This is a genomic window from Phycicoccus ginsengisoli, from assembly GCF_054779295.1.
The window spans coordinates 20,419-42,291 of sequence record NZ_BAAGYN010000006.1 but is presented as its reverse complement, the minus strand read 5'-3'; the positions used below and the strand labels follow the sequence as shown (position 1 = coordinate 42,291).

At 74.3% G+C, this 21,873-nt stretch carries 17 protein-coding genes; 6 read left to right on the top strand and 11 right to left on the bottom strand.

All coding sequences use genetic code 11. The annotated features are described in order from the left end of the window. Window positions 1-77: 77 nt before the first annotated feature. The gene (locus tag ACYVDO_RS11300) at window positions 78-2,246 is read right to left on the bottom strand and encodes an ATP-dependent DNA helicase UvrD2 (protein ID WP_460935852.1); all 2,169 of its coding nucleotides are present in this window, start codon (window positions 2,244-2,246) and stop codon (window positions 78-80) included. A gap of 229 nt (window positions 2,247-2,475) precedes the next feature. Here ACYVDO_RS11300 and ACYVDO_RS11295 point away from each other — a divergent pair, with 229 nt between their 5' ends. After that, window positions 2,476-2,739, top strand: a complete 264-nt coding sequence (locus ACYVDO_RS11295) for a mycoredoxin (RefSeq protein WP_460935850.1) — start codon at window positions 2,476-2,478, stop codon at window positions 2,737-2,739. A 123-nt stretch (window positions 2,740-2,862) separates the two neighbouring features. On the opposite strand, the gene nudC is transcribed toward ACYVDO_RS11295, so the two are convergent. Further along, on the bottom strand, window positions 2,863-3,882 hold the full coding sequence (gene nudC, locus ACYVDO_RS11290; RefSeq protein WP_460935848.1) for an NAD(+) diphosphatase: 1,020 nt from the start codon (window positions 3,880-3,882) through the stop codon (window positions 2,863-2,865). A 41-nt stretch (window positions 3,883-3,923) separates the two neighbouring features. Between nudC and ACYVDO_RS11285 the strand changes: the two genes are divergently transcribed. Next, a complete protein-coding gene (locus ACYVDO_RS11285; protein ID WP_460935846.1) occupies window positions 3,924-5,483 on the top strand; it encodes a phosphotransferase in 1,560 nt (519 codons plus the stop codon). Between the two features lie 63 nt (window positions 5,484-5,546). On the opposite strand, the gene ACYVDO_RS11280 is transcribed toward ACYVDO_RS11285, so the two are convergent. From ACYVDO_RS11280 to moeB, 5 genes are all read right to left on the bottom strand, one after another. Then, on the bottom strand, window positions 5,547-6,011 hold the full coding sequence (locus ACYVDO_RS11280; RefSeq protein WP_460935844.1) for a hypothetical protein: 465 nt from the start codon (window positions 6,009-6,011) through the stop codon (window positions 5,547-5,549). Window positions 6,012-6,229: 218 nt separating this feature from the next. Next, window positions 6,230-9,700 (bottom strand): ATP-dependent helicase, encoded by a 3,471-nt coding sequence (locus ACYVDO_RS11275; protein ID WP_460935842.1) that lies wholly within the window; start codon window positions 9,698-9,700, stop codon window positions 6,230-6,232. After that, a complete protein-coding gene (locus ACYVDO_RS11270) occupies window positions 9,697-12,834 on the bottom strand; it encodes an ATP-dependent helicase (protein WP_460935840.1) in 3,138 nt (1,045 codons plus the stop codon). The genes ACYVDO_RS11275 and ACYVDO_RS11270 overlap by 4 nt, the downstream gene beginning before the upstream one ends. A gap of 172 nt (window positions 12,835-13,006) precedes the next feature. Beyond that, window positions 13,007-13,339 carry an MGMT family protein gene (locus ACYVDO_RS11265; protein ID WP_460935838.1) on the bottom strand — a complete coding sequence of 111 codons (333 nt, stop codon included), beginning with the start codon at window positions 13,337-13,339 and terminating at the stop codon, window positions 13,007-13,009. A 68-nt stretch (window positions 13,340-13,407) separates the two neighbouring features. Next, window positions 13,408-14,661, bottom strand: a complete 1,254-nt coding sequence (gene moeB / locus ACYVDO_RS11260) for a molybdopterin-synthase adenylyltransferase MoeB (protein WP_460935836.1) — start codon at window positions 14,659-14,661, stop codon at window positions 13,408-13,410. Window positions 14,662-14,762: 101 nt separating this feature from the next. On the opposite strand from moeB, the gene ACYVDO_RS11255 reads away from it, so the two are divergent. From ACYVDO_RS11255 to ACYVDO_RS11245, 3 genes are all read left to right on the top strand, one after another. Then, window positions 14,763-15,407, top strand: coding sequence for a TetR/AcrR family transcriptional regulator (locus ACYVDO_RS11255; RefSeq protein ID WP_460935834.1), 645 nt, complete (start codon window positions 14,763-14,765; stop codon window positions 15,405-15,407). 178 nt (window positions 15,408-15,585) lie between these two features. Next, window positions 15,586-15,810 carry a DUF3107 domain-containing protein gene (locus ACYVDO_RS11250; protein WP_460935832.1) on the top strand — a complete coding sequence of 75 codons (225 nt, stop codon included), beginning with the start codon at window positions 15,586-15,588 and terminating at the stop codon, window positions 15,808-15,810. A gap of 178 nt (window positions 15,811-15,988) precedes the next feature. Next, window positions 15,989-16,252 carry a GlsB/YeaQ/YmgE family stress response membrane protein gene (locus tag ACYVDO_RS11245; RefSeq protein ID WP_460935830.1) on the top strand — a complete coding sequence of 88 codons (264 nt, stop codon included), beginning with the start codon at window positions 15,989-15,991 and terminating at the stop codon, window positions 16,250-16,252. 92 nt (window positions 16,253-16,344) lie between these two features. On the opposite strand, the gene ACYVDO_RS11240 is transcribed toward ACYVDO_RS11245, so the two are convergent. After that, entirely contained in the window at window positions 16,345-17,034 is a 690-nt protein-coding gene (locus ACYVDO_RS11240; RefSeq protein WP_460935828.1) for a ferritin-like fold-containing protein, read from the bottom strand. A 263-nt stretch (window positions 17,035-17,297) separates the two neighbouring features. On the opposite strand from ACYVDO_RS11240, the gene ACYVDO_RS11235 reads away from it, so the two are divergent. Further along, window positions 17,298-18,854 (top strand): DEAD/DEAH box helicase, encoded by a 1,557-nt coding sequence (locus ACYVDO_RS11235; protein WP_460935826.1) that lies wholly within the window; start codon window positions 17,298-17,300, stop codon window positions 18,852-18,854. A 90-nt stretch (window positions 18,855-18,944) separates the two neighbouring features. Here the strand turns inward: ACYVDO_RS11235 and ACYVDO_RS11230 are convergent, their stop codons facing one another. The 3 genes from ACYVDO_RS11230 to ACYVDO_RS11220 form a co-directional block, all read right to left on the bottom strand. Further along, window positions 18,945-20,000, bottom strand: a complete 1,056-nt coding sequence (locus ACYVDO_RS11230; RefSeq protein ID WP_460935824.1) for an NAD(P)-dependent alcohol dehydrogenase — start codon at window positions 19,998-20,000, stop codon at window positions 18,945-18,947. 140 nt (window positions 20,001-20,140) lie between these two features. Beyond that, window positions 20,141-20,920 carry a ParA family protein gene (locus ACYVDO_RS11225; protein WP_460935822.1) on the bottom strand — a complete coding sequence of 260 codons (780 nt, stop codon included), beginning with the start codon at window positions 20,918-20,920 and terminating at the stop codon, window positions 20,141-20,143. A 52-nt stretch (window positions 20,921-20,972) separates the two neighbouring features. After that, the gene (locus ACYVDO_RS11220; RefSeq protein WP_460935820.1) at window positions 20,973-21,872 is read right to left on the bottom strand and encodes a RecB family exonuclease; all 900 of its coding nucleotides are present in this window, start codon (window positions 21,870-21,872) and stop codon (window positions 20,973-20,975) included. Window position 21,873: the final 1 nt, after the last annotated feature.

Genomic DNA, 21,873 nt, shown 5'->3' with positions numbered 1-21,873 from the left:
AAGAGTAGGGGACTGCTCCGGAGAGCGGCAACGCATTTTCCGGGATTTCCGGAACTTTCCTGCAAGTTTTCCGAATGTTAGTCGGATTCCGTTGCGGCAGAACGCATTTCGAGCACGGCGTCGACGTCTGCGCCGCCCATGAGGGCGAGGACCTGCGCGCCGTACATCCCGAGCTTGCGGGCACCCACGCCGGAGATCTGCGCCAGCTCCCCCTCGGAGCCGGGCTCGCGCTCGGCGATCGCGGTGAGCGTCGCGTCGGTGAAGACGACGTAGGCCGGCACGCTCGCCTCCTTGGCGACCGCCAGGCGCCAGGCGCGCAGCTTCTCGAAGGTGCCCTCCGCATAGGTGGGCGGGCAGTCGTCGCATCGCCCCGTGGTGCGCTGGGCAGCGGTGGTGAGCTCGGTCCCGCACGAGCGGCAGTGCACCGGCAGCGCGGGCCGGGACGGCTTGCCCGACCGGCGACCGCCGACGGAGGCCTTCGACTTCGGCTGCGAGCGCGCACCCTCGCCGAGGACCGCCGCCGCCCCGTCGAGGAACCGGGAGGGGCGCCGGCTGGCCCGGGCGCCGGGGGTGCGGGCACCGGACCAGGAGATGCGCAGCTCGCGCCGGGCACGAGTGACGCCGACGTAGAGCAGCCGGCGCTCCTCCTCGATCGCCTCGGGCGTCTCGGCCATCGTGATGGGCAGGTAGCCGTCGGAGCACCCGACGAGGAACACGACGTCCCACTCCAGGCCCTTGGCCGCGTGCAGCGACGCGAGCGTCACGCCCTGCACGGCGGGTGCGTGCTGGGCGGCGGCCCGCTCGTCGAGCTCGCGGACGAAGTCGGGCAGCCGGGCCTCGGCCGTCACGGCGACGAGGTCGTCGGCGAGCGTCGCCAGGGCGGCCAGCGACTCCCACCGCTCGCGCTGGGCACCTCCCGAGGTGGGGGCCTCCCGGGTCCACCCGGCGCCCAGGAGGACGTCGCGGACGAGGTCGGGCAGCGGGATCGAGCCGTCGTCCGAGCGCGCCGCCCCCCGCATGAGCAGCACCGCGTCGCGCACCTCGCGGCGGGCGAAGAACCGCTCGCCGCCCCGGACGAGGTAGGGGACGCCCTGCTCGGCCAGCGCGGACTCGAAGGCCTCGGACTGGCCGTTGGTGCGGAAGAGGACGGCGATCTGCGACGCCGGCACGCCCGCCCCGATGCGCTGCGCGATCTCGGCGGCGACGGCGGCGGCCTCGGCGGGGTCGTCGGGGTGGGCGGTGAGTGACGGCGGGGGACCTGCCGGCGACTGGGCCTGGAGCGTGACTGCGTTGCTGCGCATGGCACCGGACGGGCCCCGCACGACGAGGTTCGCGAGCTCGACCACCTGGGGGGTGGAGCGGTAGTTGCGCACCAGCCGCACGACGGTCGCCTGGGGGTGCGTCACCGGGAACCCGAGCAGGTGGCGCGGGCTGGCGCCGGTGAAGGAGTAGATGGTCTGGGCCGGGTCGCCGACCACGCACAGGTCCGTGCGCTCCCCCACCCACAGGTCGAGCAGCCGCTGCTGGAGGGCGTTGACGTCCTGGTACTCGTCGACGACGAAGTGGCGGTACTGCTGGCGCACCGTGCGCGCGATGTCGTCGCGCTCGTCGAGGATGCCGACCGTGAGGAGCAGAACGTCCTCGAAGTCGATCACGCCGCGCGCGGTCTTGACCTGCTCGTACGCCTCGAGCACGCGCGCCATCGCCGTCGCGTCCAGGCCGGGTGGCTCGCGACGGGCGGCCCGCGCCCCCGCGGCATACGTCTCCGGGGTCAGCATCGACACCTTGGCCCACTCGATCTCGGCGGCGAGGTCGCGCACGGCGGTGCGGTCGCGCGCGAGGTCGAGGCGCAGCGAGGCGGCCGCCTGCGCCACCGCCGCGGCCTTCTGGCTCATCACCTCGGGGGCGGCGCCGCCGATGGCCTGCGGCCAGAAGTAGTGCAGCTGGCGCAGGGCCGCCGCGTGGAAGGTACGGGCCTGCACCCCGCCCACCCCGAGGTCGCGCAGCCGCGTGCGCATCTCCCCGGCAGCGCGGGCGGTGAAGGTGACGGCCAGGACGCGCTGGGGCTGGTAGGCACCCGAGTGCGCGCCGTAGGCGATGCGGTGGGTGATGGCGCGGGTCTTGCCCGTGCCCGCACCGGCCAGGACACACATCGGCCCCAGGGGGTTCGCGGCCACCTCGCGCTGCTCGGGGTCGAGCGCGGCGAGCACCTCGTCAGGGGTCGGGGGTGTCAGCGGGCTGGGCATCGGCCCGATCCTAGGGGCGGCCTCCGACCGCCCGGTCAGCCGTCCCCACGCGAGGCGCGCCGGGGTCGCCGGGCCAGCCGCGTCGCAGCGAGACCCGGGTCGCCGACGTCACACCTCGTGACGGAACAACCTGCCGGCTCGTTGGGTTGGCAGACGTGGAGTCTCTCCGCGAGACGTGCAGCCCCCTGCCAGACGTGAAGCCCCCCGCACCGAAGGAAACGACACGACGATGAGCACCCCCAAGGCCCCGGCCGCAGGTTCCGTGACCATGTTCAGCACCTCCTGGTGCGGCTACTGCAACCGCCTCAAGGCGCAGATGGGCCGCGAGGGCATCCCGTTCACCGAGGTGAACATCGAGGAGGAGCCCGAGGCGGTCGCGTTCGTCATGGACGTCAACAACGGGAACCAGACGGTCCCGACGCTGCTGTTCCCGGACGGTTCGGCGGCGACCAACCCGAGCATCAACGAGGTCAAGAAGCGCCTCGCCTCCTGAGGCTCGAGCGCTGCGGCACGACGGCCGGTCCCTCCCCGGGGCCGGCCGTCGTCGCGCTCGGGCGGCCGGGTCCGGCTCGGCGGGTCAGCGGCCCGGCGGGTCAGCGGCAAGCTGGCCAGCGGCTCAGCGGACGCCGACGATCTCGTGCCCGAGCCAGTGCTCGACCAGCCGGCGCGCGATCGACAGCCGGGCGGAGACCCCGAGGGTGCCGGCCGCCACCCCGGCGCGCACCTCCTCCCGGGTGAACCAGCGGGCGTCGGCGATCTCGCTCTCCTGCAGCCGTAGCGCACCGCTGTCGGCCCGGGCGGTGAAGCCCACCATGAGCGAGGTGGGGAACGGCCAGGGCTGGTCGCCGAGGTACTGCACGTCGAACACCTCGATCCCCACCTCCTCGCGCACCTCGCGGGCCACGGCCTGGGCCAGGCTCTCCCCCGGCTCCAGGAAGCCCGCGAGGACGGAGTAGCGCCCGGTCCCCCAGCCGTTCCCCTGCGCCATGAGCAGGCGGTCCTGCTCGTCGACGACCGACATGATGACGGCGACGTCCGTGCGTGGGTAGTGCTCGCTGCCCTCGACCGTGCAGCGCCGCACCCACCCGGACTGCTGCGGTTCGGTGGGGGCCCCGCACCGGGCGCAGAACCCGTGCGCGCGGTGCCAGTTCGCCAGGGCCAGGACGGTGGCGAACATGCCCGCCTCGACGTCCTCGAGGTCGGCCGCGACGTGGCGCAGGGTGACGAGCCCCTCGGGATCGGCGGGCGCGTCCCCGCCCCCGCCCCTGCCCGGGTCGGGGGCGTGCGCCACGGGGTCGCCCACGACGCCCACGTACAGGCGCTCCTTCGCGTCGGCACCGAGGAAGACGGCCAGCCGGTCGTGGTCGGTCGCGACCGGGGACCGGAACCGCAGTCGCGCACCCGCTCCCCCGGCAGCCCGGTCCCCCGCCCCGGTGCCCGCTCCTGCGGGCGCCCGGTCGCCCGCAGCCCCGTCCTCGTCCACCGCGACCCGGTCACCGCGCAGCTCCAGGACCCGGGTGCCGGGGTCGGACAGCAGCCTGGTCAGCAGGCCGCGGTCGCTGCGCAGCTCGGCCCGCCGGTCGAGGCCGGAACCGGCAAGGGTGAGATCGGCAAGAGTTTCAGCAGGTCGGCCCACGCCTCCACCCTAGGCGTGCCACCACGGCATACGGTGACGGTGTGGACCGCAGCCCCCTGTTCCTCGCTGCGCTCGCCAGCGCGGCCGTGCCCGGCCTCGACCCCGCCAGCGTCGAGGCCGTGCCCGGTGTGCCCGACCAGCAGTACGACGTCGCGTTCGTCCAGGACACCCAGCACCGGCGCTGGGTCGTGCGGGTCCCGCGCAGCCAGGCGGCCGCGGCGCAGATGGAGTCCACGTTCGGGCTGCTCGCGCTGCTCGCGCGCCGACTGCCGTTCGGGGTGCCGACGCCGAAGGGCTTCGCCGCCCTCAAGGAGGGCGGTCGCGCCGCCATCTACCCCTACCTGCCGGGACGGCCCGTCGACTTCGCGTCGCTGCCACCCGGCCCGGGGCTCACCGCCGACCTGGGCCGGTCGATCGCGGCCCTGCACAACGCCGACCACGAGCTCTTCGAGGAGGCCGGGCTGCCGGCGTACGACGCCGACACCTACCGCACCCGCCGGCTCAGCGAGCTCGACCGGGCCGCGGGCACCGGGCACGTGCCGACGGCGCTGCTCTCGCGCTGGGAACGGCAGCTCGAGGACGTCGCATGGTGGCGATTCGCACCGACGCCCACCCACGGGGACCTCACCGGAGACCAGGTCCTCGTGGTGTTCGACGACGAGGACGACGCCGCCAGCGGCCGGGTGAAGGCGTTCACCGGTTGGGAGGACGCCAAGGTCGCCGATCCCGCGGACGACTTCGCCGCCCTCGTCACGACGGCGAGCCCCGCGGCGCTGGACTCGCTGCTGGAGGCGTACGCGCACGCCCGGGTGGAGCGCCCGGACCCCCACCTCGTGGAGCGGGCGCGCCTCTCGGGCGAGATGCGGGTGCTGAGCGACCTCATGGCGGCGGTCTCCGCCGGAGACCGCCTGCTCGTCGAGCGGTATGCCGCGTCGCTGCGCCGGCTCGAGGACCGCCTGCGCGCCGAGGATGAGGCGGCCAACGACTACCGCCGTTCCGGCCTCCGGCCGGCCCACTCGACCCGCCCCGTGCTCGTGCCACCGACGGTCCCCGACGCGGACGACGAGGACCTCGAGGACGACGTCGAGACCATGTTCGGAGACCGCGCGCCCGCCGGCGCGGTCCACGCGGAGCAGGACGAGGACGTCGAGACCATGCTCGGCGAACCCGGGGAACCCGGCGAGCCCCAGGCCGTCCACCGCGAGCAGGACGACGACGTCGAGACCATGCTCGGTGAACCTGCCGAGCCCGAGGCGGTCCACCGCGAGCAGGACGAGGACATCGAGGCGATGCTCGGCGAAGGGCCCGAGGCCGACGAGCAGCTCCGGCGGCAGGGCGACGACACAAGCCGGACGCCGGGCGGGGCCTTCCCCGCGCCCGGTGCGACGCGGGCGGACGAGTTCGGGATCGAGGACGAGCCCGAGCCGGAGCCCGAGCCCGAGCCCGAGCCCGAGCCAGCCGGGGCCGAGGTCCCGCCCCAGGGCTCCGGCGGGGCCGAGGAGACGGCCGAGATCGACGTCAGCCCGCTGCGGCGGCCGCAGCCCATCGAGGGCGACGACCCGGGACCGGACTTCGAGCCCGGCTACGACCCGCGCGTCTGAGCGCAGCCGTCGACCGCCCGGTCCAGCCGTGGACGCCGACCACCAGCCAGGCCGGGACCGGCTTCAGCGACGGCGCAGCGGACCGTCCGGCGACTCGATCCGCGTCGCCAGCCGCTCGAACCCGCGCCGGATCATCACGGCGTAGGGGTCCTCGCCGAGCGTGTCGAGCACCGACGTGCCGGCCTCGAGGTGGTGGCGAGCGCGGTCTACGTCGCCGCGGCGCAGGTGCCCGTCCCCGAGGTTGAGGTGCAGCGAGGGGGCGAAGCCGGCCGCCGAGGCCAGCCCGAGGCCGGCGACGTCGTCGTCCCGCACGTGCGGCAGCGCCTCGAGCGCCCGCTCGTCCCAGCGGATCTCGTCGTCGAGGTCGTCCTGCAGGTCGGCGAGGTAGTGCGCGACGACACACCGGACGGCGTGGTCGTCACCCGCCCCGTCCCAGCAGCGCTGCAGGGCGGCACGGGCACCCTCGGCGTCGCCGCGCTGCGCGGCTTCGACCGCCTCCGTCACCGGGGCCCAGTCGGGCACTGCCACCACATCCTCGTCGTCGAGAGACCCTTGCGGGGGGCGACGCTAGCGCTCCGGCGCCGCCACCAGGTGCAGGCGGGGACGGCGAGTCATGCCCCTCGGACGGCGGGGTTCCGCCAACTGGGCGGCGGGTTCCGGAGGCTGGGCGCCGGGTCCGCCGGCTGGGACGGCGAGTCCCCGCCGCCGGAGCGGCGAGTCCCCGCTGCCGGAGCGGTGAGTCTGACCTAGTCAGGGACCGACGCGAGCAGCGCGAGGAGCTCGGCCTCGTCGGGCAGCTCGGGCCACACCGTCTCGCCCGTCCCGGCGTAGTAGAAGGCCGCGTCGACGTCGTCCACGTCGAGTCCGCGCAGCCGCGCGTAGGCGACGCGGTAGGCCGCGAGCTGCAGCGCCCGGATGCGCGCCACCTCACCGGAGGGCTTGCGCCCGGTCTTCCAGTCCACGACCGTGAACCCGCCACCGGGGCGGGGGAAGACGGCGTCGATCCGACCGCGGACGGCGATCCCGTCGAGCACCGTCTCGACCGCGATCTCGATCTCGACCGGGGCGCGCTGTGCCCACTCGCTGGCGAGGAAGCGTTCCTTCATGGCCGGCAGCTCCGCGTCGTCGGCCGGGTCCTCGTCGGCGCTCCCGGGCAGCTCGAGCAGGTCGACCATCGCCGCCCTGGCGTAGTGCTGCTCGATCCAGGCGTGGAACGCCGTCCCGCGCCGGGCCGCGAGCGCCGGCGCCTCGGGCATCGGGCGGCGCAGCGACGCGGCGAACCGCTCGGGGTCGGTGGCCAGCGCGACCACGGCCGAGGCCGACAGGTGGCGCGGCAGCAGGACCGTGATGTCACGACGTTCGGACAGCCGACGCCGCTCGGCGAGCAGGAGGTCGACCTCCTCCAGCACGGGGACGCGCTCACCGGGCAACGGCAGCACCCGCTGGGCCGGCGCCTCCGGGTCCGGTGGCGTGCCATCGGCATACGCCTCGATGGCCTCGCGCACCGCCCCGGCCGCCCGCTCCACCGCCGCCCGGCGCTCCGCGAGCAGGTCGGCCGGCCACTGCACGACCCGCTGCTCGGCCTCGAGCGGGTTGACCACGGCGGCGGGGTCGTCGGTGGGCGGCAGAGCCACCCACGCGAGCCGCCGCACCTCGGGGAGGTCCTCGCCGTCCGGGCCGTCGACCACGTCGAGCAGGAAGCGGGACGTGACCCGTGGAGACTTGGGCTCGCCCCAGACGTGCGCGCTGAGCAGCATCGCCCGCTTGGCGCGGGTGAACGCGACGTACGCGAGCCGCCGCTCCTCGCCCATGGCGTGCTCGCCGCCGCGCAGGACGAACTGCTCGATCCGCGTCTCCAGGTCCTTGGTGTCGGTGGCGCCGGCCCAGTCCAGCACCGGCAGGCCGGCGCTGTCGCCGCGCAGCGCGTACGGGATGCCGCCACCGGACAGGCCGCCCGTCCAGCCCCTGTTCTTGGGGGTGCTGCAGGCCCACTCGCCGTTCTTCACCGAGCTCACGGTGTACGACAGGTCCGGGAAGGTGCCCTCCACCAGGCCCGGGACGGCCACGGCGTCCCACTCCAGCCCCTTGGCCGCGTGGACGGTGAGCACCTGGACGGCGCCCTCCTTCGGCTCGACGTAGCCCTTGTCCAGGCCGCGCTCCTCGTCGAGCGCTGCCCTCAGCCACGCCAGGAACCCACCAAGGTTGGGCCGGTCGGCGCTGACCGAGAAGGTGGCCGCCACGTCGGCGAACGCGTCGAGGTGGGCGCGCGCGACGCTGGGGGTGTACCCGGGCCGGGCGAGCACCTCGATGTCGAGGCCGAGGGCGCGCTCGGCCTCGCCGACGAGGTCGGCGAGCGGCAGGGCGGTGAGCCCGCGCATCCGGCGGATCGTCTGCTGCAGCCCGTGGAGCCGGGCGAGCGCCGTGTCGCTGATCCGCCTGCCGTCCCAGCTCTGCCAGCCCGGGCGGGGCAGGTCGTCGACGGCCTCGACGATGCTCGCCGTGTCGGAGCTGTCGGGCGACTGGTCGCGCACCCCGCTCGACCCCACCACCTCCGCGTCCCCGTCACCGAGCTCGGGGGCCTCGCCGCCCGCGGCGTCGGCGTCGGCCGCCTCCTGCTCGGGCCGGCCGTGGCCGAGCCGGACCTCCTGCTGGTGGCGGGCCCAGGCCATGAGCCCGTCGAGGTCGGCCGCCCCGAGCCGGCACAGCGGGCCGGTGAGCAGCCGCACCAGCTGGTCGCCCCGGGTCGGGTCGTGGACGACGTGCAGCAGGGCGGTGATGTCCTCGACCTCGGGGGTCAGCAGCAGGCCGCCGAGACCCACCACCTCGTACGGCAGCTCGGCCCGCTCCAGAGCGTCGATGACCGGTGCGAAGAGCGACCGCTTGCGGCACAGGACGGCGAAGGACTTCGCCCCCGTGCGGCGCTGCTCGCCGAGCCACTGGGCGACGAGGGCCGCCTCGTCCCGGACGGTCTCCACGCGGGCCACGTCGACCCGCCCGGGCCCGGCGCCGGGGCGCGCGTCCAGCGCCTCGACCTGCACGCTCGAGGTGTCGCGCAGCGGGCCCGCCACGCGGTTGGCGACGTCGAGCACGAGCCGGTCGTTGCGCCAGCTGGTGGTGAGCGGCACCCTCGGCACCGGCTCGCCCCCGGTGCTGAACGCCTGGCGGAACGCCGACAGGGTGGTCGCGCTGGCCCCGCGCCAGCCGTAGATCGACTGGTTGGGGTCGCCCACCGCCGTGACGCGCACAGGCTCGCCGGGCGCCGCGAACAGCGCCCGCAGGAGCTGGAGCTGGGCGTCGGAGGTGTCCTGGAACTCGTCGAGCAGCACCACCCGGAACCGCTGCCGCTCGATCGCGCCGATGTCGTCGAACGTGCGGGCCAGCGTGGCCGCGAGCGCCATCTGGTCGGCGAAGTCCATGGCGTCGCGCGACTTCTTCAGCGCGAGGTACCGCTCGACGATGGGCAGCACGCCGGCGCGGGCGCGCAGGTTGGCCACCAGGTCCCGACCGTGCTTCAGCAGGCCCGGGGACCGGCTCGACCCCGAGGGCAGGGCGGCGAGGGCCTCCTCGATGCGCGCGATGTATGCCGCGACCTCACCGGGGGTGCGCAGGTGCTCGGCGAGCTCGCCGGCCAGGTCGACGACGGCGCCCACGACCGTGGCCTCCGCACCGGTGACGTCGTCCATGGGACCGTCGTAGGCGGCGACGACCTCGGCGGCGTACTGCCAGGCGGCCGCCTCGGACAGCAGCCGGGACTCGCTCTCGTACCCCAGCCGCAGCGCGTGCTCGCGCACGAGCCGGCCGGCGTAGGAGTGGTAGGTGGAGACGGTCGGGGTGCCGCCGAGCACCTCGGCGCCGGTCTCGTCGTCGGTGTCGGCGGGGGTCCAGACGCCCTTGGCCTCGAGCTGGCGCAGCCGCAGGCCGATCCGCTCGGCGAGCTCGGTCGCCGCCTTGCGGGTGAAGGTGAGCCCGAGGACCTGGTCGGGGTCGACGTACCCGTTGGCCACGAGGTAGACGACGCGGCTCGTCATCGTCTCGGTCTTGCCCGAGCCGGCACCGGCGACCACGAGCAGGGGCTGGTCGGGGTCGGCCTCGATCACAGCGGCCTGCTGGCGGGTCGGCCGGGGCAGCTCCAGCGCGTCGGCCAGCGACACCGCGGTGTGCCGGGGCGTGCGGTCCGCCGGGGAGACGTCGCCCGCGAGCGTCACCTGCTCGGTCACAGCACCCTCCCCTCGGGCTGGGCGGGGCACGACGCCTTGACCGCGCAGAGCTTGCAGTGGTCGCCGACCTGCGCCAGGAAGCCCGCGCCGGACATGCCCTCGGCCGTCTCGGCCACCAGCCGGCCGGCCCAGTCCGGGTCGTCCGCCTCCGCGAGCGCGCCCTGCGGCTGCACCTGGTGCTTCTTGCCCGCGGCCTTGCCGATCTGGAGGAGCGCGGCACCGGCCGAGCGCTCGCCCTCGCCGAACGCGCCCCGCTCCACGGCCAGCTGGTAGACCCCGAGCTGCGGGTGGGTGTCGAGGTCGTCGGCCTTCGGCTTGCTGCTGCCGGTCTTGTAGTCGACCACCCGGAGCCCCTCGGCTCCGCGCTCGAGCCGGTCCACGCGGCCGCTCACGACGGCCCGGCCGAGGGTGACCTTCATCGCCACCTCGGCGCCGACCTTGGTCCAGCCCTTGCCCTGCGCCTCGGCGAAGTAGCCCCCGAGCCGCGTGACCATCTCGTGCGCCTCGGCGCGCTTGCGGTCCGACACCCAGCCCTGCGGCATCCCCAGCCGGGCCCAGCGGGCATCCACCTCGGCGGCCATCGTCGCGGCGTCGACGTCGCCGAGGTCGGCGGCGATGTCGTGGACGAGGGTGCCGATGTCGGCCGCGCCCACCCGGGGGCCGTCGCCGCCCACCGAGCTGAGCAGCCAGCGCAGGCCGCACTGACCGAAGGACTCGACCTTGCTCGGCGAGACCCGGACCTCCTGGTCCGCCTCCCTCAGCGGGCGGTCGTCGCTGAGCGACCGCAGGACCCACCACTGCGACGGGTCTGCACCCGGGACGCGCGCGTCGGCGAGCCGGGCCAGCGCCGCCACGGCGGTGGCGCGCTCGGGGGCTCGCCCGTCGACGAGCTGGCGCCGGAGCTCGCCGACGAGGGTGGGCAGCGTCATCGTGCGCGAGACGTCGGTGAAGGGGCGGTCGCCGAGGCGCTCGACCGTGCCCGGGTCGACGACGTCGAGGTAGACCGAGGGCTGGTCCTCCTCGCTGCGCACGGCCGTCACGACGACCCGCTCACTGGCCCGGGTGAGCGCCACGAGGAACAGCCGGGTCTCGTCGTACCGGACGGCCGCCTGGGCCGCCCGGAACCCCGGGTCGCGGCCCGACACGACGTCGACGAGCTGCTCGGAGCCCAGCAGCGACCCCCGCAGGCGCAGGTCGGGCCAGACCCCTTCCTGCACCCCGGCGACGACGACGAGGCGCCACTCGTTGCCGGCCGCTGCCTGCGGGGTGGTCACGACGACGGACTCGTCGGCGGGCGACCTCGCCACGAGGGTGTCCCCGGGGATGTCCTGGCTCTCGACGTGGGTGAGGAACTCGCCCGGGCCGGACAGGGGCAGCCGGTCGGTGAACCGGGCGGCGGCGTCGAAGAGACCCACGACGGCATCGAGGTCGCGGTCGGCGCGGGCCGCGCCCGGCCCGTTGCCGAGCGCCGCGGCCCGCCACTCCTGGCCGAGGCGCACGGAGGACCACATGCTCCAGAGGACGGTCTCGGCGGTGACCCCCTGCTCCCAGCGCCGGCCCGGCTCGGCACTCGGCCTGGCCGCCTCGAGCCCCGCGCGCAGCATCGTCGCGACCCGGCGGGCCGGGTTGGCCTCGACGCCGAGCTCCTGCATCGACCCCGGCGTCACGAGGGCCTGGGCGAGCAGCTCGTCGCTCGTCCGGCTGCCGCCGGCGGCGAGCTCCTCGCGGCGCAGGGCGCGCCGCAGGCGGCGCAGGCTCACGGCGTCGGCGCCGCCGAGCGGGGACGTGAGCAGGTCGACGGCCACCTGCGGCGACACGACGTCAGCCTCGCCCTGGGCCAGCTCGAGGACCACGCGCAGCAGGGCGAGCAGGGGACGCACCGCCACCTCGTCCCGCACCGGCAGGTCGGTGGCGCTGCCCGCCACGGGCACGCCGGCCGCCATCAGCACCCGGCGCAACGTGGCCGTGCGGCCCTGGCCGCGCACGACCACCGCCATCTGCGACCACGGCACCCCGTCGCGCAGGTGGGCCTGCCGCAGCTCGCCCGCCACGAGACTCGCCTCCTGGCTCACCGCCCGCACCAGGTGGACGTCGACGGCGCCGCCGGGGCGCCCGGGCCGCGTCTGGCGCTGGGCGCCACCCCCCAGGGCCCCGATCTTGGGGGCCACCCGGGCCGCAGCGGCGTGCACGGCCGCCGGGAGGCGGTGTGCCGTGGGCAGCACGAGCGTGGGCCCGTCGCCCAGCCCGTGCCAGCGGTCGGCGAGGAAGCGCGGGTCCGCCCCCCGGAAGGTCTGCACCGCCGTGTCGGTGTCGCCGAGCAGGACGAGGTCGATGCCGGGGGCGAGGACCGTGCGCAGCAGCCGGACGGCCGCAGCGGTCAGCTCCTGGGCGTCGTCGACGACGACGAGCCGCAGCCCGTCGCGGACGCGGGCCATCGCCTCGGGGTCCTCCTCGAGCAGGTCGGCGGCCGAGCCGAGGATCCAGGCCGGGTCGTAGGCACCCGGGGCGGACAGGGCCGTCACCTCGTCGTACTCCGCGAGCACGTCGGCGGCGGCGACCCACTCGGGCCGGTCGTGCTGCTCCCCCAGCCGGCGCAGGTCCGCGGGCTCCAGGTCGTGCTCCACCGCCCGCATGAGCAGGTCGCGCAGCTCGCCGCGGAAACCCTTGGTGGACAGGGCCTCCCGCACCCGCTCGGGCCACCTCGGTCCCCGGGTCTCGCCCGAGGCGTGGCCGGCGAGGAGCTCACGCAGGGTGACGTCCTGCTCGGGACCGCTGAGCAGCCGCGGCGCGGGGTCACCGCGCAACGCCGCGGCCTGGCGCAGGATGCCGAACCCGAACGCCTGGTGGGTCCGGGCCAGCGGCTCCGTCGACGTGCGGCCGAGGCGGGCCGTGACGCGCTGGCGCAGGTCGCCGGCGGCCACGCGCGAGGACGTGAGCAGCAGGCACTGGTCGGGCGCGAGGCCGTCGCGCTCGACCCGGTCGACGACGACCTCCACGGCCGTCGTCGTCTTGCCGGTGCCCGGGCCGCCGAGCACGCGCAGCACGCTGCCCCGGTGGTCGACGACCGCCTGCTGCACCTCGTCGAGGGCAGGCGGGTCGACCACGAGCCCGGGGGCGCGTCGCAGCGTCAGCACACCCTCATCCCACCATCTCGCGCCGACACCGCCCGCACCCGACGCGCCTCGCCCCTCGTGACGCTCGTCTGTGCGCAGACGAGCGTCGCGCCGCGCACGGATCTGCTCTGCGCGCAGTGGGACGCAGGTGTGTGAGCAGACGTGCGTGCTCCGGGCTCGGGTCCCGCGCCGGTCACGACCCCGGGCCCTCCCAGCGGCCGCGCGCCATGTCCACCCTCCGGCCGAGCGGGCCGCCGACCAGCGGGGTCGACTCCTCGCGCCACCGGGCGACCGCCTCGTCCTCCAGCCCCTGCGGCGGGTACCCGCCGGACCGGATCACACGCCACCACGGCACGTCCGAGCCGTACCGCGCCATCACCGACCCGACCCCACGGGCACCCCCGCGACCCAGGATCTCGGCCAGGTCGCCGTACGTCGCGACCTTGCCCTCGGGGATCCGGTCGACGAGGTCGAGCACGTCGTCGGCGAACTCGCTCGGCAGCCCGAAGTCCCTCTCCTGCGTCACCACGGCGTCTCCCGTGTCACCACGGCGTCTCCCGTGTCACCACGGCGTCTCCTGCGTCCCCACGGCGGTCAGTAGACCGGCAGGCTCGGGTCGACGTCATGCACCCACGCCAGGACCCCGCCGCTGAGGTTGGCGACGTCGCCACGGCCGGTCGCAGCGAGCAGCCCGGCCGCCTCGGCCGACCGCACACCGGACTTGCACATCACGACCACCGGCACGCCCTCGGGCAGCTCACCGGCCGCCTCCCCGTCGCGGAACCGGTCCAGGTGCAGTGCCCTGGCGCCCGGGATCGCCACGACCTCGCGCTCGCCCGGCTCGCGCACGTCGACGAGCTCGAACTCCCGTTCACCCCGCCCGCGCTCCTCCAGCATCCGGGCCAGGTCGGTCGCCGAGACCTCCTCGTATGCCGCGGGGGCGGCCTCCGAGCCCGCGTCGCCGCCGGCCGCAGCGCCGGCGGGCCCGGCGCCCCCGGCATACGCACCGGCACCGGGGCCACGCACCGCGCAGAACTGCTCGTAGTCCACGAGCGCCGTCACCGTGGGGTCCTCGCCGCAGACGGGGCAGCGCGGGTCGGGCCGCACCGTCAGGGTGTCCCAGGTCTGGCGCAGGGAGTCGTGCACGAGCAGGCGTCCCACGAGCGGCTCACCCTCGCCGGTGATCAGCTTGACCGCCTCGGCGACCTGGACCGACCCGATCGACGCGCACAGCACCCCCAGGACCCCGCCCGTCGCGCACGAGGGCACGGCGTCGGGCGGCGGCGGGTCGGGGAAGACGCAGCGGTAGCACGGCCCCACCCCGGCGAACCACACCGACACCTGGCCGTCGAACCGGTAGATCGAGCCCCACACGTGGGGCAGCCCGAGCAGGACGCAGGCGTCGTTGACGAGGTAGCGCGTCGGGAAGTTGTCGGCGCCGTCGAGCACGACGTCATAGTCGGCGAGGATCTCCAGCGCGTTGGAGGAGTCGAGCCGCACGTCGTGGCGCACGACCTCGACGAGCGGGTTCACCGACGCCACGGTCTCGGCCGCCGACTCGGTCTTGGGCCGGCCCACGTCGGCGACGCCGTGCACCACCTGGCGCTGGAGGTTCGAGGCGTCCACCACGTCGTCGTCGACGACGCCGATCGTCCCGACCCCGGCCGCCGCGAGGTAGAGCAGGGCCGGAGAGCCGAGCCCCCCGGCGCCGACCACGAGCACGCGGGCGTTCGCGAGCCGGCGCTGGCCCTCGAGACCGATCTGCGGGAGCAGGATGTGCCGGGCGTACCGGGCCTTCTGCTCCGCGGTCAGCTCCGGGCCCGGCGACACGAGCGGGGGGATGCCCATGCCTCGCACAGTACCCGCGCCCGGCGACGGTGCGGTTACCCGTGCGTACGATGTGCACGACCCCGCAGCCCGGCTGCGACACCTCGATCGGAGACACCCGAATGTCGCTCAGCGCAGAGCAGCGCACCGGCACCCGCCAGCCCGGCCAGCGCATGCCCCGTTCCGCCCGTCGCGCACAGCTGCTCGAGGCCGCGCAGGCGGCGTTCGTCGAGTCCGGCTACCACGCGGCGGCCATGGACGACATCGCCGAGCGCGCCGGTGTCTCCAAGCCGGTCCTCTACCAGCACTTCCCCGGCAAGCTCGAGCTCTACCTCGCCCTGCTCGACAAGCACTCCGAGGCCCTCGAGCAGCTCGTGCGACAGGCGCTGGCGTCGACCCACGACAACAAGGAGCGGGTCTACGCCTCGATCGCGGCCTACTTCGACTTCGTGTCGCGCGACGGAGCAGCCTTCCGGCTCATCTTCGAGTCCGACCTGACCAACGAGTCCGCCGTCCGCAACCGGCTCGACGCCGTCGGCCTGGTCTGCGCCGAGGCCGTCGCCGAGGTCATCGCCGAGGACACCGGGCTGAACGAGGAGGACGCCTCCCTGCTCGGCATGGCGCTCACCGGCCTGGCCCAGGTGTCCGCCCGCCACTGGCTCGCCCAGGGCAACGACGTCCCCAAGGACGAGGCCGCCCGCCTGGTCGGCTCGCTCGCGTGGCGCGGCCTCGGCTCGTTCCCGAAGGTCGACGCCGAGACGACCTGAGCCGGGCGCACGGCCCACCGCTCAGCCACCGCTCCGCCCATCGCGACGCCCTGAGCGAACACGAGCGCCCCGGCGCCCGGCCGGGGAAGGTTCGGCCCGTGGCGGCCGTTAGGTTGGGCAGCAGCACGCACGCGCGCAGGTATGCCGGGTGCCCCCGTTTCGAGAGAGAGGACCTCACGTGGAGGTCAAGATCGGCGTCCAGAACGTCGCCCGCGAGATCACCTTCGAGACCGACGCCAGCCCCGACGAGGTGGTCAAGGCCGTCACCGCCGCCATCGAGAACGGCTCGCCCCTCACCCTCACCGGTGAGAAGGGCCGCCAGGTCCTGGTTCCGGCCGGCGTCCTCGGCTACGTCCAGATCGGCGAGTCCGAGCGGCGCGGAGTCGGCTTCGGCAACATCTGAGGTCGTCCGCACGCGTCCGGCCCCTGACCGCCTCGACCGCGCTGACCTGCAGCTTTCCTCCCTCATCGTCACCACTGCGTGACGCCGCCACCGGGCGCGGTGGCGTGCGAACCCGGCCCATCCGTGGTCGAGTAGGGGCGGACGGGCCTCAGCGGCCCCTGGAGAGAGGAACAGTGGGATGGAGATCATCGGTCTGATCATCGCGGGAGCCATCATCGGGGCTCTGGCGCGGCTGTTCATGCCAGGCCGTCAGCCGGTCGGCGTGCTCATCACGGTCATCCTCGGCATCGTCGGGGTCCTGATCGGCTACTGGCTGGCAGGGTTGCTCGGGGTCGAGTCGACCAGCGGCATCGACTGGTTGCGCTGGATCATCAGCATCATCGTCGCGGCGGTGCTCATCGCCATCTACGTCGCCATGACCGGGCGGCGCAGGACGGTCTGACCCGAGACGCACACGAAGGGCCCGGTCCGCGTGGACCGGGCCCTTCGTCATGTCCAGGGGTCCGGGACGCGCGAGGCCCGCTCCGGGGGACGTCAGGCGGCGAGGCCGAGGCGTCCCATCCGGCGGGTGTGCTCGTCGGTGAGCCGCGCGAACATGCGGCCCAGCTCGGCGAGGTCGGCGCTGGGTCGGTCGGACCCCACGCCGCCGACGAGCAGCGACGCCAGCGCGTCCCGCTCGACTGCGACCTGCTGGGCCTGCGACAGTGCCTCGCCGACGAGCCTGCGGCCCCACAGCGCGAGCCGGCCCGCCACCTTCGGGTCGTCCTTGATCGCCTCGCGGACCACCTTGACCACGAAGTCCGCCTGCCCGACGTCCGCCATGGCGGAGTGCACCAGCTCCTGCGTGGACGGGTCCACGTACGCGGCGATCTCCCGGTAGAAGTCGGTCGCGATCCCGTCCCCGACGTACGCCTTGACCAGGCCCTCGAGCCACGTGCTCGGCCGCGTGCGCTCGTGGAAGGCGTCGATCGGCGCGATGAACGGCGCCATCGACTGCTCCGAGTCGATGCCCATGTCGGCCATCCGGGAGACGAGCATCTCGTAGTGACGGAACTCCGCCACCGCCAGCGAGGCCACCGAGGCCTTGAGCGGCTGTGTCGGGGACATCTCCGCGTCCCCGGCGAGCCGCACGAACGCGGTGAGCTCGCCGTACGCCAGGACACCGAGCAGGTCGGCCACGGCGTCGCGGTAGAGCGGGTCGGCGAGCCAGTCCTGCTGCGTCATGGCGCTCACCCTACAAGCGGGTCGGCCCGTCACCGGCGCCCTTCCCCCCTGCGGTCGTTCGGGCCCCCCTGCTGCAGCCCCCACGTCCCCCGGTGCGGCCCGGCGATTGGGGTGCCGCACCCTGCCCCGGTACAGTGAAGGGGTCAAACGGTGCCCGGTCGGCACGAATCTGCCGCGGATCGACGTCCGCGCCCCCACTGAAGACCTCCGATCGGCCCACAGCGCGCGCCACCGACGCGGCGGCGCCCGATCGAGAGAACTCCATGACCGAGACCCCCACGAGCACCCCTGTGCCCGCCGAGCTCAGCTTCGCCGACTTCGACGTGCACCCCGACATCGTCGCCTCGCTCGCCGACGCGGGCATCATGAGCCCGTTCCCCATCCAGGCGATGACCCTGCCGGTCGCCCTGGCGGGCCACGACATCATCGGCCAGGCCAAGACCGGCACCGGCAAGACGCTCGGCTTCGGCGTCCCGATGCTGAACCGCACCATCGCCCGCGGCGACGCCGGCTGGGACGACTACGCGTACGCCGGCAAGCCCCAGGCCCTGGCCGTGGCGCCGACCCGCGAGCTCGCCGTGCAGGTGGCGGGCGACCTGGAGAAGGCCGGCAGGCGCCGCGGCATCCGGGTCCTCACCGTCTACGGCGGCCGCGCCTACGAGCCGCAGATCGACGCCCTGACCAAGGGCGTCGAGATCGTCGTCGGCACCCCCGGGCGGCTCATCGACCTGGCCAAGCAGGGCCACCTCGACCTGTCGCACGTGAAGTCCGTCGTCCTCGACGAGGCCGACGAGATGCTCGACCTGGGCTTCCTGCCCGACGTCGAGAAGCTGCTCGCGATGACCCCCGGGTCGCGCCAGACCATGTTGTTCTCGGCCACCATGCCGGGTGCCGTCGTGGCCCTGGCCCGGCGCTACATGAGCCAGCCGACGCACATCCGCGCCATGGGTGACGACCAGGAGAACGCCCACACGGTCAAGGCCGTCGAGCAGTTCGTCTACCGCGCCCACGCCATGGACAAGGTCGAGATGCTCGCCCGCATGCTCCAGGCCGAGGGCCGCGGGCTCACGATCATCTTCAGCCGCACCAAGCGCACGGCGGCCAAGGTCGCCGACGAGCTGGTCGACCGCGGGTTCGCCGCCGCCGCCATCCACGGCGACCTCGGGCAGGGCGCCCGCGAGCAGGCGCTGCGCGCCTTCCGCAACGGCAAGGTCGACATCCTCGTCGCCACCGACGTCGCCGCCCGCGGCATCGACGTCGACAACGTCACGCACGTCATCAACTACCAGTGCCCCGAGGACGAGAAGACCTACCTGCACCGGATCGGCCGCACCGCGCGGGCCGGCAACACCGGCATCGCGGTCACCTTCGTCGACTGGGACGACATGCCCCGTTGGGGACTCATCAACAAGACCCTCGACCTCGGCATCCCCGAGCCCGAGGAGACGTACTCGTCCTCGGACCACCTCTTCGAGCAGCTCAACATCCCGCGCGGGGCCAAGGGCAGGCTGCCCCGGGCCCAGCAGACCCGGGCCGGGCTCGGGGCCGAGGTCCTCGAGGACCTCGGTGAGACCGGCAAGTCCGGCGGCCGGCGGCCGCAGGGCGGCGGCCGTGACGGAGGCCGCCCGCAGGGCGGCAGCCGCGACGGAGCTCGCGGTCGTGGTCAGGCCGGGGGTCGGGACGGCGGCCGCGACGGCGGTCGTGGCGGCTCCGAGCAGCGCGCCGAGGGCGACGACGCGGCCTCGGCTCGTCCGCGCCGCAACCGCAACCGCCGGCGCACCCAGGGCGGCAAGCCCGCGGGCGAGACCACCCAGGGCTGAGGGGTCCCCATCGGGTGCACCACCCGGGTACAGCAAGGAGGGCCGGCGTCGACGACGCCGGCCCTCCTTGCTGTCTGCGCTGCCCCGGGGTCAGGCCCCGATGGTCGCGGTGTCGATGACGAAGCGGTACCGCACGTCGGACTTCACGACCCGGTCGTAGGCCTCGTCGACCTGGTCCGCACCGATCGTCTCGATCTCGGCGGCGATGCCGTGCTCGGCGCAGAAGTCGAGCATCTCCTGGGTGAGCGCGATGCCGCCGATGTTCGAGCCGGCGACGGTCTTGTCACCGTTGATCAGCGCGCCGAAGGGCAGCTGCTGCGGGCTCGGCGGCAGGCCGACGGTGACGAACGTGCCGAACGGCTTGAGCAGCGAGAGGTACTGCGGCAGGTCGAGGTCGGCGCTGATCGTCGAGATGATCACGTCGAACGCCCCCGCGAGGTCCTCGAAGGTCTTGGCGTCGCTCGTCGCGCGGTAGTCGCGGGCACCGAAGCGCCGGCCGTCCTCCTGCTTGGACAGGCCCTGGCTCAGCACGGTGACGTCGGCCCCCATCGCGGAGGCGATCTTGACGCCCATGTGGCCGAGGCCGCCCATGCCCACGATCGCGACCTTGGCGTCGGGGCCGGCGTGGTCGAGCCAGCGCTTGAGCGGGGTGTAGAGGGTGATGCCCGCGCACAGCAGCGGGGCGGCCTTGTCGAGGTCGAGGCCGTCGGGGATGCGCACGACGAAGCGCTCGGTCACCACGACCTGCTGGCTGTAGCCGCCCTGGGTCGTGGTGCCGTCGACGTCGGTGTCGCCGTAGGTGAAGACGGTCTTCTTCGCGCAGAAGTTCTCGTGGCCGGCCTTGCACTGGGCGCACTCGCCGCACGAGTCGACCATGCAGCCGACGCCGACGCGGTCGCCGACCTTGAAGCTGGTCACCTCGGGCCCGACCTCGCTCACGACACCGGCGATCTCGTGGCCGGGGGTGAGCGGGTAGGTCGTGTCGCCCCACTCGCCGCGGACGGTGTGGATGTCGCTGTGGCAGATACCGGCGAACTTGATGTCGATGCGGACGTCGTCGGCACGCAGGTCACGCCGCTCCACCGTCGTCGTCTCGAACCGGCCGTCGGCGGACGGCATGGCCAGGGCAGGGGTGGTGGTCGTCATGTCACTCCTCGGGTCGGGAAGGTGCCCGGTCGGGGGAAGGGGCACCATCTGGTGACAAGGACGCGACAGGTGCCGCTATTCCGCAACCGCGGCCGCCGTGGCCGGCGCCACAGCGCGGTCACGGCTGGGTGACCGCCGGGTCAGAGCTGCTTCGCGAGGGCTGCGGCGACCTCGCGGTAGGCGTTCGCGCCCTTGGAGGTACGGGACGTCGCGAGGATCGAGCGGCCGACCGCGGGCGCCTCGGCGAACCGCACGGTCTTCGGGATCGGCGGGTCGAGCACGGGCAGGTCGTAGCGCTCCCCCACGTCGGCGAGCACCTCGCGGGCGTGGTTGCTCCGGCCGTCGAAGAGCGTGGGCAGGATCCCGAGCACGCGCAGGTCCTTGTTGAGGATCTTCTGCACGTCGGCGACGGTGTCGAGCAGCTGACCGACACCGCGGTGGCTCAGCATCTCGCACGGCATCGGGATGACGAGGCCCTGGGAGGCCGTCAGGGCGTTGAGCGTGAGTACGCCGAGGCTCGGCGAGCAGTCGAGCAGGATCACGTCGTACTCGGCGCGGACGTCCTCGAGCACGCCGCGCAGGATGTACTCGCGCCCCGGGCGGGGCAGCAGCTGCGCCTCCGCCCCCGCGAGGTCGATGACGCTCGGCACGAGGTCGACGCCGTCCTCGCACGCGATCCGCACGTCGGCGATCCCCGCCGTGCCGAGCAGGACCTCGTTGACCGACCCCTCCACCTCGTCGGGGTCGACCCCGAGGCTGAAGGTGAGGCAGGCCTGGGCGTCGAGGTCCACGAGCAGCACCCGCTTGCCCTGTTCCGCGAACGCCGCGCCCAACGAGGCGACCGAGGTCGTCTTGGCGACCCCGCCCTTCTGGTTGGCCACGGAGACGACCGTGGCCGGCCTGGTGCGCTTGCTCGCCACGTGCTGGCCTTTCGTGCGGGACGGTCGGTATGCCGGCTCGCGGCCCAGTCTGTCAGGTCGCGGGGACCGGGTCCTCCAGGGCCGCCCAGTCGGACTTCTCCGGGCCGAAAGCCTGGCCGGCCGGGCAGTGCCGCCGGAAGTCGCACCACTGGCACAGCGGCCCGACCCGCGCCGGGAACCGCCCGGAGTCGACGCCGAACTGGGCGTAGTCGTCCTCGGCGCGGCGGGCGTCGGCCGCGATCGACTCGGCCTCGGCGAGCTTGCGCTGGAGGGACTCGGGCGTGTGCTCGTGGCTCGCGACGGTGCCCGAGGGCACGTGGTGCAGCTCGACCCGGACGCAGCGACGGCGGAACATCTTCCAGGCCGCGGCGGCGTAGAGGGCGAGCGGCAGGGAGGTGCGGGCGTCGTCGTCGGTCGGGGCGACCCGGCTCGTCTTGTAGTCGACGACCGCCAGCCCGTCGCCGCGGTCGTCGAGCCGGTCGATGCGACCGGACAGGGCAAGCTGCTCCGTCTTGAACGAGACGGTGCGCTCGATGCCCAGCGGCTGGGTGGCGGGGTCGACGTCGCCGAGGTAGTCGGTCACGTGGCCCTGCGAGCGCTCGCGCCACTGCCGGGAGTGGTCGGCGTCGCGGAAGCCCATGTCGATCCACGACGTGCCGACCAGCTCGGCACCGGCGGCCGGCGTGCGTCGCTCGCCGGGCAGGTCCCACCAGTCGCGCAGGGCGTTGTGCACGGCGACGCCCAGCGAGGTGTGGGCGCGCTGCGGCCGGGGCGGCGGGGCGGGGCGGTCGAGGTACTGCATGCGGTACCGGCGGGGGCAGTCCACCCACGCCAGCAGCTTGCTGGGGCTGGCGCGGAAGAGGCGCCGCGGCATACCGGCGAGCTCGCCCTGCTCGAACGCGCCGGTCACGACTGGTGCACCGGCTGCCCTGCCGGCCCCTGCTGCTCCCACG